The 13,913-nt window shown below is 58.9% G+C and carries 11 protein-coding genes; 5 read left to right on the top strand and 6 right to left on the bottom strand.

Translation table 11 applies throughout. The annotated features are described in order from the left end of the window. Positions 1–4: 4 nt before the first annotated feature. From rfaE1 to HY011_02895, 4 genes are all read left to right on the top strand, one after another. Positions 5–994: a D-glycero-beta-D-manno-heptose-7-phosphate kinase gene (gene rfaE1 / locus HY011_02910; GenBank protein MBI3421863.1), complete on the top strand. Its 990-nt coding sequence runs from the start codon at positions 5–7 to the stop codon at positions 992–994. 551 nt (positions 995–1,545) lie between these two features. Beyond that, the gene (locus HY011_02905; GenBank protein MBI3421862.1) at positions 1,546–2,208 is read left to right on the top strand and encodes a 3D domain-containing protein; all 663 of its coding nucleotides are present in this window, start codon (positions 1,546–1,548) and stop codon (positions 2,206–2,208) included. Between the two features lie 135 nt (positions 2,209–2,343). Then, a complete protein-coding gene (locus HY011_02900) occupies positions 2,344–3,405 on the top strand; it encodes an asparaginase (protein MBI3421861.1) in 1,062 nt (353 codons plus the stop codon). A gap of 49 nt (positions 3,406–3,454) precedes the next feature. Beyond that, positions 3,455–4,579, top strand: a complete 1,125-nt coding sequence (locus HY011_02895; protein ID MBI3421860.1) for an aminotransferase class V-fold PLP-dependent enzyme — start codon at positions 3,455–3,457, stop codon at positions 4,577–4,579. Between the two features lie 167 nt (positions 4,580–4,746). Here HY011_02895 and HY011_02890 read toward each other — a convergent pair whose 3' ends face one another. From HY011_02890 to HY011_02865, 6 genes are all read right to left on the bottom strand, one after another. Continuing rightward, positions 4,747–5,394, bottom strand: a complete 648-nt coding sequence (locus HY011_02890; GenBank protein MBI3421859.1) for an HAD family phosphatase — start codon at positions 5,392–5,394, stop codon at positions 4,747–4,749. A 129-nt stretch (positions 5,395–5,523) separates the two neighbouring features. Further along, positions 5,524–5,982 (bottom strand): D-tyrosyl-tRNA(Tyr) deacylase, encoded by a 459-nt coding sequence (locus HY011_02885; protein MBI3421858.1) that lies wholly within the window; start codon positions 5,980–5,982, stop codon positions 5,524–5,526. A gap of 4 nt (positions 5,983–5,986) precedes the next feature. Then, positions 5,987–7,228, bottom strand: coding sequence for a M20/M25/M40 family metallo-hydrolase (locus tag HY011_02880; protein ID MBI3421857.1), 1,242 nt, complete (start codon positions 7,226–7,228; stop codon positions 5,987–5,989). A gap of 38 nt (positions 7,229–7,266) precedes the next feature. Further along, positions 7,267–8,472, bottom strand: coding sequence for a DNA double-strand break repair nuclease NurA (locus tag HY011_02875; GenBank protein ID MBI3421856.1), 1,206 nt, complete (start codon positions 8,470–8,472; stop codon positions 7,267–7,269). Positions 8,473–8,605: 133 nt separating this feature from the next. Beyond that, positions 8,606–9,646 (bottom strand): sigma-54-dependent Fis family transcriptional regulator, encoded by a 1,041-nt coding sequence (locus tag HY011_02870; GenBank protein ID MBI3421855.1) that lies wholly within the window; start codon positions 9,644–9,646, stop codon positions 8,606–8,608. 393 nt (positions 9,647–10,039) lie between these two features. After that, positions 10,040–11,656: a HAMP domain-containing protein gene (locus HY011_02865; GenBank protein MBI3421854.1), complete on the bottom strand. Its 1,617-nt coding sequence runs from the start codon at positions 11,654–11,656 to the stop codon at positions 10,040–10,042. Positions 11,657–11,896: 240 nt separating this feature from the next. On the opposite strand from HY011_02865, the gene uvrB reads away from it, so the two are divergent. Then, positions 11,897–13,891 carry an excinuclease ABC subunit UvrB gene (gene uvrB, locus HY011_02860; protein ID MBI3421853.1) on the top strand — a complete coding sequence of 665 codons (1,995 nt, stop codon included), beginning with the start codon at positions 11,897–11,899 and terminating at the stop codon, positions 13,889–13,891. Positions 13,892–13,913: the final 22 nt, after the last annotated feature.

Below are 13,913 nucleotides of genomic sequence, written 5' to 3'. Positions count from 1 at the left end.
AGTCATGAACCAAGCCCGCGCCCAACAAATCCTGCAACACTTCAATCGTCAAACCATCGTCGTACTCGGCGACCTAATGCTGGACGAATTCATCTGGGGCGAAGTGCGCCGCATCTCGCCCGAAGCGCCCGTACCCGTCGTCGAAGTCAAACGCGAATCGTGGCATTTGGGCGGTGCGGGCAATGTCGTCTCGAATCTGCTGGCGCTGGGCGCGCAAGCCATCCCCATCGGCCTGATCGGTGATGATACCGCAGGCGCGCGCTTGCGCGAGGCATTCGAGGCAAGCCACGCAGACACCTCCGGCTTGGTCGTTGACGCGGCACGCCCCACTACACTGAAAACGCGCATCGTCGCCCACAGCCAGCAAATGCTTCGGACCGATCGCGAAGACCGCACTCCCATTCACCCAAAGAACGAAGCGCAGATCGCAACGGTGTTTGAACGAGCTGTGGCAAAGACCAACGCCGTGATCATCTCGGATTACGATAAAGGGCTGTTGACGCCGCTTCTGTTGCAGCAGGTGATCGAGCGCAGCCAAACGTTGCAGAAACCGGTTTGCCTCGATCCCAAGCTCAAAAACTTCCAGCACTATCGCGGCGTGGACGTCATCACGCCCAACCAACACGAAGCCGAACGCGCCGCCAATCTGGAAATCACCGACGAGGCTTCAGCGCGCACTGCCGCCGCCAGTATCCGCCACCAGTTAGGTTGCAAAAATGTGCTGATTACGCGCGGCGAACACGGCATGAGTTTATTGGCCGAAGACGAGTCGCTTTTCCACATTCCCACCGTCGCTCGCGAGGTTTATGACGTCACCGGCGCAGGTGACACCGTCATCGCCACCTTGACGTTAGCGCTGGCGGCTGGCGCCACCCTGCTCGAAGCCGCCGTCCTTGCCAACCACGCGGCGGGCATAGTCGTAGGAAAAGTAGGTACCGCCACCTTGACCCGGGCCGAATTACTCACCTCACTCGTCAATCTGCCGGCTGCTTAGCCGATAAAATTGTCCCGATTTCTCATCCTAACAGCCGAATTGAAACGAGTCAGTTAGCGCTAATCTCCACGTCTCTTTTCAATCCACTTCTTGCTTTCTAATCCAAAACCCGTCGGCGGCTTTGCCAGGTTGCCTCGTTACGAAAAAAAAATTGGTCGCTAAATTTGCCCGTAAATTCGGGTTACTTCGCTACTCGAAATCGTGTGCTGCGGGAAGCTGGGGCGCGTGCTAGTATCCGAGGCGTCTTAAGAGAAGCTCCAACTTCAACTGTGAAATTCTTTCACAGTGGCTGCTGATTCAAATTGCGGCCGCCGGGGATTCAACCCCAACTGAAGACGACTCAAGCATAAAATCCCTTACTCGACCGGGCTGCTTATTTTCGGCATTTACCGGAGAGCCTGTCGAGCTTGATGGTGTCAGATCCACAACAATGCAGATAACGGAAGTAGATTGCGGTTTGGAGCCTGCGCAATCAAAAAGGCACACAAGGGTATAAGAAATTTATGGTTAGCTTTAAGCATCTCTTCCCACAGATTGTTGCGGCAATCTGTTTGACAGCAATTATTCAATTTGCCGCCTGCGCGCAAGCGAAACCTGCGAGCGACGCGGCCCAAACGGTTGAAACCAATCAACCCGCGCAAGCCGTAAATCAGACGGTTGCGGCCCAAACGGCAATTGATAAAACAACCGCTGCTACGCTGGTTGAGAATTTTGATTTCACTGCGCTCAACAACGAAATGCTTTGTTCGCCGGAAGTATTGCTTGAGTCTTTCACGGTAACGCCACAATACATGACACCGAAGCAACCGAAAGTTCAGGCTGCTGTGGCCAAATCAAATCTAGTGGCACAACCGCCCGTGCAAAAGCTGCACGAGGTCAACTTTGCTGAACCCGAGAAAGACAGCAAGCACGCACCCAAAACATTTCACGCTTCGGCCTATGCGATTCAGGGCCGCACACGCAGCGGAGCTAAGACCGAAAAAGGTGTCGTCGCGGCTGACCCGCGCGTGCTGCCGCTGGGAACGGTCGTACAGATGAGCGCGGGGAAATATACGGGCGTTTACACCGTGCATGACATTGGCGGCGCAATCAAAGGCAATCGCGTGGATGTCTGGGTGCCAAGCGTCAAAGAAGCGCGCCGCTTTGGCCGCCGCAATGTAAAATTGGTGGTTTTGCGTTACCCTGGTCAAAATAAACCGGTTGCGCAGAAATAGGTTTTTCTTCGAGTTACTTGGTTTTCGTCTCCTTTCGTCTCTTTCCTTGTTCGCCGCTTGCTGCTAAAGCAGGCGGCGATTCTTTTTTGTGACTGTAATTTGTGCGGCATCGCCAACCTCTCCTATGATGCCCGCATGCTTGAACCTGGAACATCCATACCACTCGTCGAAGTCACTCGCGGTGACGAAGTCGAAGCGCGGCATCGTGGATTCATAGCCGTTGTTGACCCGGCTGGTAACACGCTCGCGCAACTCGGCGACATTGAAACCCGCACACATTTTCGCTCTGCTGCCAAACCCTTTCAGGCCCTGCCTATTGTGACCACAGGCGCGGCGGATCACTTCCAATTCACGCCCCGGGAATTGGCCGTCATCAATGGCTCACACAGCGGCGAGCCACAGCACTTAGCCACCGTCCAATCCATCTTCGACAAAATCGGCCTGACCGAGGCGGCGTTGCAATGCGGCGCACACATGCCTTTTGACGAGGTGACCACCAAACAGTTGCGGGCGGCTGGGCAAGCGCCGCGCGTGCTGCACAACAATTGTTCCGGCAAACACGCCGGCATGCTGGCGCTGGCAAAACATCTGCATCATCCCATCGAAAATTACCTTGATCCCGCACATCCGATTCAACGCTTGATTCGCGCGACGCTGGCCCGTTTTGCCGCTGTGCCCGAAGCTGAAATTGGCGTGGCCGTAGATGGTTGCAGCGCCCCGGTCTTTATCACCACAATGGCGGCGCTGGCGCGCAGTTACGCCCAACTCGTGGGCATCGAGCACAACGACCTCGCCACCGACCAATCCTTAACTCAAGCCGCCCAGCGCATCGTTCAGGCGTTCATCCTGCACCCGGTCATGATCGGCGGCACGCGCAATCGCCTCGACACCGATTTGATGCGGGTGGCGCACGGCCAGCTCATTTCCAAAGTCGGGGCGGAAGGCGTGCAATTGCTCGGCTTGCTCCCTTGCGAACGCTACCCGCGCGGACTGGGCATCGCAATCAAAGTCGAAGACGGCGACATCAGGCGCGCCCGCGATCCCGTCGTCATCGAAACGCTGCGGCAACTCGGCGTGCTCAACGCTGAGCAACTCGCGCAGCTCGCACCCTACGCCCACGCCACCATTTACAACCATCGCAAGCTCGCGGTTGGGATGGTTCGCACTTGCTTTGAATTAGCGGTCAGTGATCAGTGAACGGTAACCGTATCCGACCACTGACCACTGACCGCTGACCACTGCTGTTATGAATGACGAAATCCGCCAACTCTTCCCTGTCACGCAACACTGCACCTATCTCAACCACGCCGCTGTCGGCGTGCTGCCCGTGCCCGTTTACACAGCGATGGAGCGCCATCTGCGCGACCAGCGGGATCACGGCGCCATCAACTATTTGGACTGGTTTGCCGCAGTCAAACGCACGCGTGAATTGTGCGCGCAATTCATCAACGCCCAGCCGGATGAAATCGCCTTTGCGCCCAACACCTCCGCTGGCTTGGCCATGATCGCCAACGGCATTGGCTGGCGCGCGGGCGACAACCTCGTCACGGCGGCGTGCGAATTCCCCGCCAATGTCATTCCCTGGCAACGAGTGGCGCGTAAACACGGTGTTGAAATCCGTTTCGCCCAGGAACGAGACGGGCGGTTGGAGACGGAAGAAATCCTCAGCCTGATTGACGAACGCACCCGCGCCGTCACGCTCAGCTTTGTCGAATTCGCCAGCGGCTTTCGCAACGACCTCGTGACGATTGGCCGCCATTGCCGCGCGCGCGATATTTTGTTTGTCGTGGATGCGATTCAAGGGCTGGGCGCGTTGCGGCTGGATGTGCAAGCGGCCTGTATTGACGCGCTCGCTGCCGATGCACACAAGTTTTTGCTGGGGCCGGAAGGCGTCGCGTTGTTTTATGTTTCGCGTCGTGCGCTGGAGCGCGTTAAACCTACCTTGGTCGGCTGGCTCTCGGTCGAACGGCCTTTTGACATGGACAATTTCAACCAGCCCTGGGCGGCCAACGCACAACGTTTTGAACCCGGCGCGCTCAACACGGCAGGCGTGCGCGGCTTGGGCGCGGCGGTTGAACTGTTTTTGCAAGTGGGGCTTGAACGCATCGAAACTCACTTGCTCGAACTCGGCGATTATCTTTGCACAGGCTTGCGCGAGCGCGGCTATCAGCTCGTCAGTTCGCGCCGCCCCGACGAGGCGTCAGCCATTATTGCCTGTCAACACGACCATCACACTGCCGAACAGCTTTACCAGCAACTCGAAGCGCAACAAATCATCACGACCGCGCGGTTGGGACGGTTGCGCATTTCACCGCATTTTTACAATACCCACGCCGACATTGAACGGCTGCTCGAACACTTGCCGCAATAACTTAGATCGGTTTTCGCTTCAGTTTACGGGCGCGAGACGGTACCGCGCGCGTGAGCAAGCGGAGCCTGTGCGATTCGGCCAATGGCGTAAGCTTGACGCACCGCTTGCTCACGCGCGCGGTACTGTCCCGACACAAGCTGCTCCCGTAAACGCAATTGCAAACCGCTCTAGCCGGCCAGCCGCGCAAAGAAGTCGCGCGGCATTTCAGCCAATGATGTAAAGACCCAATCGGCTTCCAAATCAGGATGCGTCGTGCGCACGCCGACCGCTTTCATACCAGCCCGGCGCGCCGCTTCGATCCCGGCGGGTGCGTCTTCGACCACAAAACAATGTTCCTGTGCGACCTTCATTTGTGCGGCTGCTGCCAAGAAAACATCCGGCGCGGGCTTGCCGTGTTTGACCTGTTCCGAAGACAGCACCGCCGCGAAATAGGATTCCATCTCAATTGCGTCAAACACGGCTTCGACGTTGCCGCGCGGGGCCGAAGTGCCCAACGCCTGTAACCAGCCGTCGTCGCGCAAGCGTTGCAACCAGTCCGCGCCGCCCGGCAACAATGCCAAACCCTGTGTGCGCACGAAATGCCGATACTGCTCTTCTTTCGCCAATGCGATGCGCGCAATCTCAGCGTCTGGCATGTCGGACGCTACCCGCAAGCGCAAAATCTCGTCATTGCGCTTGCCGAAATCCGCGACGAAATCGGCGTGCGTGTAGACAAAGTTTTCGGCTTCCATCACGGCGCGCCAGGCTTGCCAGTGATAGGCGACCGAATCAATCAACGTCCCATCCAAATCCCAGATCACTGCTCGTTGCTGCATTTGCTCCTCAAAAAATCTCCCACGAAGGCACACGAAGAAGCACGAAGATCGTCACAGGACTTCGTGTGCCTTCGTGGGAAGAAACCTCTCGTTTCAAAATCTCGCCCCGAATAGACTGAAAACCAAACGTCATTTCGCGCGCGGCAAATCCGCCGTATCAATCCAAATCGTCACCGGCCCCGTGTTGTGAATCTCGACTTCCATCAGCGCCTGGAATTCGCCGGTCTCGACTTTGAAACCCAACTCGCGCAACCGCGCCACGAACTTGTCGCACAAGGGCGCGGCGAACTCAGGGCGCGCCGCGTCAGTAAAACTGGGCCGCCGCCCCTTGCGCACATCGGCATACAGCGTGAATTGCGAGACGACCAGCAATTCGGCCCGCACGTCCAGCGCCGACAAATTGAACTTGCCGTCGACGTCCGCAAAGATGCGCAGGTTGGCGATCTTTTGCGCCAGCAATTCGATTTCGGCCTCAGTATCGTCAGCGCCAACACCTAACAGGATCACCAAGCCATTGCCAATTTCGCCAGTGACTCGCTCGCCCACCGTCACGCGCCCGCGCGTCACGCGTTGCAATAATGCCCGCATCGGCTCACCTCACTCCCACGATACCCAACGCAATTAACAACGCGCGCTGTGTGCCCAGGTGACTGTTCGTCGTGTCAAAGCGTTCATCCAGCGCATGTGCGCCGAAGCCCTGCCCACCGCCGTCAATCGTGATTGCGGGAATGCCCAAACTGATCGGGATGTTTGAATCAGTGCTGCCCGAACTCAACTTGGTCGTGAGGCCCAACGCGCGATCCGCCGCGCGCGCGATTTGCACAATCGGCGCATCCGCCGGCGTCACGCCCGCCGGACGCTGGCTGACGATCTTCAATTCCGCCATCAGTTTCTTGTCGCCCGTGCCGCGCTCGTTCTCTTCATCCAGCGCGGCTTGCACGGCGCGTTTGAATTCGGCTTCGAGCTTGTTCAATTCAGCGGCGCTTTCCGAACGCATGTCCACTTCCATCCACGCCGTGTGCGCGATGGAATTGACCGAGGTGCCGCCTTCGATTTTGCCGACGTTGAAGGTCGTCTTCGGCGCTTGCGGTACCTGGAAACGCGCGATCTTTTCAATCGCCCGGCCCAGCGCGTGAATCGGACTCGGCAACCCGAATGCGCCGTAGCTGTGTCCGCCCGGCCCGTGCAACGTCACGCGGTAACGCACCACGCCGACCGCTGTATTCGTGATGCCCAGTCCCGTGCCATCCACCGAAATAAAATGTGTCGCGCGCCCTTTGAGTTCTTCGTTGAACAAATGCCGCACGCCGCGCAGATCGCCCAGGCCCTCTTCGCCGACGTTGGCAACGAATAGGATCGTGCCCGCCGTTTCGATTTTCGCTTCGTTCAGCGCGCGCGCCACGCCAACGATCACGCCCAAGCCGCGCGAATCGTCGCCGATGCCGGGCGCGCTCAGCATCGTGCCGTCGCGTTTGACGCGCACGTCGGTGCCCGCCGGGAAAACCGTGTCGAGATGCGCGGCCAGCACCAACACAGGCCCGCCGCCCGCGCCCGGACGTTCGCCGATCACGTTGCCGATGCGATCAATCCGGACGTTCTTCAAACCCAATTCAGTAAACCGCTGCTTGAACCAGGCCGCGCGCTGCTCTTCCTGAAACGTCGGCGCGGGAATCTCGCACGCCTTGATCTGGTCGCTTAGCGTTTCAGCCTCGGTGGCTTTCAGGTAATCCAGCGCGCGGCGCACGTTGGGCGCGGCAAAGAGTTGGTCAGGCGTCTGCGCAGACGCCGCGCACGAAAAGAGCGCGCACAGCGCGCTCAGCAGCAATGATTTCATCAATCAAAAACCTCCCTTAAATCTGCGTTTGTCTGCGTTCACCTGCGGCGCGCCTTGCTGGCGGCCTTTGGTGAAATGCGCAGCTTGATGCCCTGTTCTTCGGCGAAGCGTTGAAAGATGCGATAAAACGCCTCGCGGTCGGAGCCGCTCAACACGGCTGCCGCGTCGGCGGTTTCCAGCGCGTAAGGATAGCCGTTGCCGACGATCACCTCCGCGCGCACCAGATCAACGACTTCATCCAGCAACCCCTGTTCATAGACCCAGCGCGGAATTTCCAAGCGCGCGGGTGGCGCCTGCGCGTTGGTCTTCAGATAAACAAACCCGATGCCGCGCCGATATTCGGCAAACCCTTCCAACACGCTTGGCTGATTGCTGCGCGAACTGCCCCGCGCGCAAATGAAAAACGGCGAGCGAGCGCCCCAGTTCATACGCGCGCTCAACAACTGCGCATCGTGCACGCGCTCGGCTTCGCGCAGGTTGAAGCAGATGGAAAGCAGTTTCGTCAGATCGTGCGCGCGGCTGGAATCCACATAACCCACCACGGGCACGCGCGTCTGTTCCGAACAGCGCAACAGTTCGAGTACCGCGCTGATGTATTGCTGCCCCAACTCTTCGTGCAACTGTTCGGCAAACGAAATCACGAGGGAACTGTCAAAGAGCACCAGCGGCAATTGCGCCCGCTGCGTTTCATCGGCAGCCAGCGCGCACATCTGCTCGCAAAGTGTTTTGACCTCCAACCGAAAGCGCCGCACGCTGACCGCCTGTTCGGAAAACTGGCGCTCACCGCGCAATTCGATCAACAAGTCTTCGGGCGGCAACAATTCAAACACCAAGTCTTTGACATAACGCCCCGCGCGCGTGTGCGCATTGCTGAACCAGGCCACCTGCACCGCCGCGACCGGGATGCTCATTTCATCATTCGGCAAAATCTGGCTGCCATCGGCGGCGACCGTGGTGTGGCCCAGCAACATTGCGCTGGCCCAGGCGCGCGCGTCGGCGTGATGGTTGAATTGCGGCGCGAAGTCCAGGCACATCTGCGGCACGCTGCCAAACTCGGGCGTCGGCAAAGCGCCGGGGCATTCGTGCGCGCTCAGCCGGCTTTCCAATTCCGCCAGCGACAATTGGCAGAACTGTTCCAGCGCGGCGGCATAGGTTTCGGCCTCCTGCTGAAACTCGTCTTCAAAGGCCAGCAGGCTGGTTTTCTTGGCGGTCAATTGTTCGAGAATTCGTTCGCGCAGAATCATAGTCTTTATCCCTGGGTACGCACCGCTTCCAGCGTGCAGGCTTGGCAATTGGCGGACGGATGCTGAAAGGAAACCCTCCGGCACTGATTCGTCTGTAGCCAAGCCCGCACGCTGGAAGCGGTGCGTACCCAGGTTATTCGTCCAGTTTGAGTTTGAAGCGTTCCGCCATGCGATAAAGCGTGCGTCGGTCAATCTGCAAGACCTCGGCGGCCCGGGTGCGATTGCCCGCAACGGCGTCGAGCACGTAAATCAAATAGCGCCGCTCCAATTCTTCCAGCGCAGGCAGGTCGGCAAAGAATTGCGCCTCGGTCACCGGCTGTGGTTGCGCTTGCACGTCCTGGCCACGCACACGGGCGGGCAAATCATCCGGCGTAATCAACGCGCCACGCGCGTGTAACACGGCGTGTTCGATGGTGTTCTCTAACTCGCGCACGTTGCCGACCCAGGCGTAATGGCGCAAGGTTTCGAGTGCGCCTTCGGCCAGCGTCACGCGCTTGCCCGTCTCCTGGCAGGCCCGTTGCAGGAAGTGATGCGCGAGCAGCGGAATGTCTTCGCGCCGTTCGCGCAAGGGGGGAACACGCAATGTGATAACGCTGAGCCGGTAATACAAATCTTCGCGAAAGCGGCCCGCTTTGACTTCATCTTCCAGCTTGCGATTGGTGGCGGCCACGACGCGCACGTCCACCGTGACGGGTTTGCTCGAACCGACGCGGCGGATTTCGCTTTCCTGCAAGGCGCGCAACAGCTTGACCTGCAAGGCGGGCGAGGTCTCGCCGATTTCATCCAGAAACAAGGTGCCGCCCTCGGCTTCTTCAAACAACCCTTTCTTGTCGGCGATTGCGCCCGTGAAGCTGCCTTTGGTGTGGCCGAAGAGTTCGGCTTCGAGCAGCGTTTCGGTGAGCGCGCCGCAATTGACGGCGACGAACGGCTGCGTCACACGCGGGCTGTGCGCGTGGATGGCGCGCGCGACCAGTTCCTTACCCGTGCCCGATTCGCCGATGATGAGCACGGTCGAGCGATAGGCCGCCACGCGCGCGATTTCCATATACAACTCAATCATCTGGCGGCTGTGGCCGACCAGCCCCGAGGTGGCGTAACGCACCGACAGTTCCTGCAAGGCTGCGGTTTCGGCGCGTTGTTCGGCGCGGGTCAGCGAGAGCGCGCGCCGCGCCATCGCCACGATTTCCTGCACGTTGAACGGCTTGCTGATGAAATCGAAGGCGCCCCTCGCGCACGGCTTCGATGGCGGTTTCGAGCGTGCCGAAACCGCTGACGAGAATCACCTGCGTCTCGGGCGCGAGTTGGCGGAAATGCTTGAGCAACGCCAGCCCGTTGAGTTCTTCGTTCAGATTGATGTCGCTGACGATGAGCGCAAACGGTTCTGCCTGCACCGCCGCCAGCGCGGCATTGGCATTGGAGGCCGTCCGCACCTGCCAGCCTTCCTCTTCGAAAATCTCGCGCAGGAAGTTGCACGTGTCGGGATCGTCGTCAATCACTAGAATTGTTTTGTTATCTGTCATAGGCCGCTTTGCGCCAATTCACGCCACACGGCCCAAGAGCATGGAGTTCAAGCGTTAGCTTGTTCAGCGCGCGGCAGCGCGCCCAGACAGCCTAAAGGCTGAACTCCATGCTCTTGGGCTTCGTGCGTAGCTAAATTCTCGATGCCCGCCAACGGCAGGCGCAACTGAAATTCCGCGCCTTGTCCCAGTTCGCTTTCCACGGTGATTTCGCCGCCGTGTTCGCGCACGATTTGTTGCGCGACGGCCAAACCCAAGCCGGTGCCAAGCCCGCGCAATTTGGTCGTGAAGAGCGGATCGAAGACGCGCGCTTTGATCTCGGCGCGAATGCCCTCGCCCGAATCACGGCAACTGACCAGCGCAAAGTCATCAACCACGGCGGTGCGAAAGCACAGCTCTCCGCCTTGCGGCATCGCATCGAGCGCATTGTTGATCAGATTGATGAAAACCTGCTGCAACTGTTCGTTGTCAGCCTGCACGAACGGCAACGTTTCAGCGAGTTCGGTCTGCAATTCAACCTGATGCGCGGCCAGGGTCGGCGCGGTGATTTCAAAAATGCGAGTCAGCAAGGCATTGAGATCAAGCGCTTCGAACTGTGGCTGTGGGCGGCGCGTGGCGTCGAGCATATTGCGCACAATGCGCTCGATGCGCGCGATTTGCGAACCGATCAGTTCCAACCGCTCCGCCGTTTTGGCGTCGCCCTTGCGCGCGGCCAGCAATTGCACGTGGCCCGAAATCAGATTGAGCGGCGTGCCGACTTCGTGGGCGAATTGCGCGGCCATCTGTCCGGCCGCGGCCAGACGCTCGAATTTGGTCAGTTCGCGCTGGATTTCAAACAACGCGGCGTTGGCTTCTTCGAGCTGCGTGTTGCGTTCGGCCAACTCGGTGGTGGCGTCGTGCACGCGCTCTTCCAACTGTTTCTGATAGGCCTCGCGCTCCGCCGTCATCGCGCGCAACTGGGCCAGCAAATGATTGAACGAGACGGCCAACTGTCCAAATTCATCGTGTGCGTGCACGGGGGCGACGGCCTCCAGGCGGCCTGTGCGCGCTTCGGTCATGGCCGACAACAAACTTTCCACCGGGCGATAGAGCACCTGGCTGAACAGAAAGTAAAGCAGCGCCGTGATCGAAAGCAGCGCCAGCGCCAGCAAGGCCAGCGTCAACGTAATCAAACGGCGCGCCAACGACGAGAATTGGTCACGCCGCGCCGTCAGCGTGACGACGCCTTCAAAGCGGTCTTCATTGAAGATGGGCGCGGCGGCATAGATTAGCGGTTCACCCGCCGCCTCATTCTCTTTTGGACGCGCCAGCGAAGCGCCACGGTGCAAACTGTTCAGATCATTTTGCGCCAGGGTTTCCGGTTCGTCAGCCACGAGGCTGACGACCTCACGTCCGGTTGCGCTGTAAATCCGAATTTGGCGAATCTGCCGCTCGTGCTCTTGCCCGAAGGAAATCACACGGCTGTGCAATTCCAGCGTCTTTTTCGAGGGGTTGATGGCGATTTGATTGGCGAGCACGGTGGCCCATAACTCCGCACGCTGCTCCTGCTCCTGCCGCTCGATGGCGCGCGCCTTCGTGATAAAAAAGAACGCCACCACCACCAACACCGCCGTCATGACAGCGGAGGTCAGCAAGGTCGTGCGGGTGTAAAGCTTGAGATTTTCCATAGCGCGGTGGGCATCATAGCATTGGCTTTGAATGGCGAAAAATGTGCATCGGCCACGGATTGTCGAGGTCACTGGCGCAAGGTACAGTACCGCGAGCGATAGCGACCGGGTTGTTCGACAAGCTGCCAGCTTGCCGAGGCCGGACCGTTCAACCAATCGGCTGTCAGCCGAGGCTTCGACAAGCTGGCAGCTTGTCGAACATTCAAGCGACCGGGTACTGCACTAATCACGAGTAATCCTATGACCCAACTCTTCAAACTCCATTCCGACTACCAACCCGAAGGCGATCAACCAGCGGCGATTGAAGCCCTGGTCAACGGCCTCAACGCGGGCGAAAAGCACCAAACACTGCTCGGCATCACGGGCAGTGGCAAGACCTTCACCATCGCGCAGGTCATCAACCGCGTCCAACGCCCGACGCTGGTGATGGCGCACAATAAGACGCTGGCCGCGCAACTCTTTCAGGAATTCAAAACCTTCTTTCCCGAAAATGCCGTCGAGTATTTCGTGAGCTACTACGACTACTACCAGCCCGAAGCTTATGTGCCGTCGAGCGATATTTACATCGAAAAAGAAGCGACGGTCAACGAAGAGATTGACCGGCTGCGACTGAGCGCGACGCGCTCGGTGTTTGAGCGCCGCGATGTCATCATCGTCGCCTCGGTCTCGGCCATTTACGGCATCGGCGATCCGAACACCTACTTCGGCATGACGCTGTTTGTCGAACCGGGGCAGAAGATCAAACGCGACGAGATCATCAAGAAACTGGTCGAACTGCTTTACGAACGCAACGACATCGAATTCGGACGCGGCACCTTTCGCGTGCGCGGCGACGTGATCGAGGTCTATCCCAGTTATGAAGACAAAGCCCTGCGCATCGAATTGTGGGGCGACGAGGTGGATGCGGTTTCGTTGATTGATCCGCTGCTCGGCGAAGTGCTGCAAAAATTCGAAGGCGGCATCGCGATCTATCCCAAAACGCATTACGTCACCACGCGCCCGACCGTCAAACGCGCCGTGCAAACCATCAAGGCCGAGTTGGAAGCGTGGGAGCCAAAGCTGATCGAACAAAACAAACTGATCGAAGCGCAACGGCTGCACCAGCGCGTGATGTACGATCTCGAAATGTTCAACGAACTCGGCTATTGCCGCGGCGTCGAAAACTATTCGCGCCACCTCACCGGCAAAGCCGTCGGTGAACCGCCGCCCACGCTTTACGATTACCTGCCCGCCGACACGCTGGTCGTGATTGACGAAAGCCACCAATCTATCCCGCAAATTCGCGGCATGTATAACGGCGACCGGTCACGCAAAACCACGCTGGTGGATTACGGCTTCCGCCTGCCGTCGGCCCTAGACAACCGTCCGCTGAAATTTGAAGAGTGGGACCAGCGCGCCACCCAACGCATCTACGTCTCGGCCACGCCCGGCCCTTACGAATTACAACAGACGCAAGGCGAATTCATCGAACAGGTCATCCGCCCCACCGGCCTGCTCGACCCCGAAGTCGAAATCCGCCCCGTGCGCGGCCAGATTGACGATTTGCTGGAAGAAGTCCGCGTGCGCGTCGAACGTAATGAACGCGTGCTGGTCACGACGCTGACCAAAAAGATGTCCGAAGACCTGACCGATTATTACGGCGACCTCGGCATCAAGGTGCGCTACCTGCACAGCGAAGTCGAAACGCTCGAACGCATCAAAATCCTGCGCGATTTGCGGCGCGGCGAATTCGACGTGCTGGTCGGCATCAACCTGCTGCGCGAGGGTTTGGATTTGCCCGAAGTCTCGCTCGTCGCCATCCTGGACGCTGACAAGGAAGGCTTCTTGCGCAGCGAATCGTCATTGATTCAAACCATGGGCCGCGCCGCCCGCAACGCGCGCGGCAAGGCGATTCTGTATGCCGACAAAATGACCGATTCCATGCGCCGCGCCATCGGCGAAACCGAACGCCGCCGCGCCAAACAGATCGCCTATAACACCGCGCACGGCATCACCCCGCAATCCATCATCAAACCCATCGAAGCCACGCTGGTCACGGCCTACGAAGCCGACTACTTCAAAGTGCCGCTGAATCTGGACGCCTACGACGATTACAGCCGGGAGAAAATCAAGGAGACGCTGATGCAGCTTGAATACGAAATGCGCGAGGCGGCCAAGCAATTCAAGTTCGAACAGGCGGCGGAGTTGCGCGACAAGATCAAGTATTTGCGGGAGCGGGAGCTTGCAGTAGCATAGCCACCGCAAAAGGAGCACAGCC

This window comes from Acidobacteriota bacterium (assembly GCA_016196035.1).
Classification (GTDB): Bacteria; Acidobacteriota; Blastocatellia; order RBC074; family RBC074; genus JACPYM01.
This window is presented reverse-complemented; position numbering and strand designations above follow the sequence as displayed.

What these genes read in the sequence shown, in the direction of transcription:
- rfaE1 (MBI3421863.1), top strand. Translation starts at nt 5, where the DNA reads ATGAACCAAGCCCGCGCCCAACAAATCCTGCAACACTTCAATCGTCAA.
- HY011_02900 (MBI3421861.1), top strand. Translation starts at nt 2,344, where the DNA reads ATGCTTGAACCTGGAACATCCATACCACTCGTCGAAGTCACTCGCGGT.
- HY011_02895 (MBI3421860.1), top strand. Translation starts at nt 3,455, where the DNA reads ATGAATGACGAAATCCGCCAACTCTTCCCTGTCACGCAACACTGCACC.
- HY011_02890 (MBI3421859.1), bottom strand. Translation starts at nt 5,394, where the DNA reads ATGCAGCAACGAGCAGTGATCTGGGATTTGGATGGGACGTTGATTGAT.
- HY011_02885 (MBI3421858.1), bottom strand. Translation starts at nt 5,982, where the DNA reads ATGCGGGCATTATTGCAACGCGTGACGCGCGGGCGCGTGACGGTGGGC.
- HY011_02880 (MBI3421857.1), bottom strand. Translation starts at nt 7,228, where the DNA reads ATGAAATCATTGCTGCTGAGCGCGCTGTGCGCGCTCTTTTCGTGCGCG.
- HY011_02875 (MBI3421856.1), bottom strand. Translation starts at nt 8,472, where the DNA reads ATGATTCTGCGCGAACGAATTCTCGAACAATTGACCGCCAAGAAAACC.
- HY011_02870 (MBI3421855.1), bottom strand. Translation starts at nt 9,646, where the DNA reads ATGGCGCGGCGCGCGCTCTCGCTGACCCGCGCCGAACAACGCGCCGAA.
- HY011_02865 (MBI3421854.1), bottom strand. Translation starts at nt 11,656, where the DNA reads ATGGAAAATCTCAAGCTTTACACCCGCACGACCTTGCTGACCTCCGCT.
- uvrB (MBI3421853.1), top strand. Translation starts at nt 11,897, where the DNA reads ATGACCCAACTCTTCAAACTCCATTCCGACTACCAACCCGAAGGCGAT.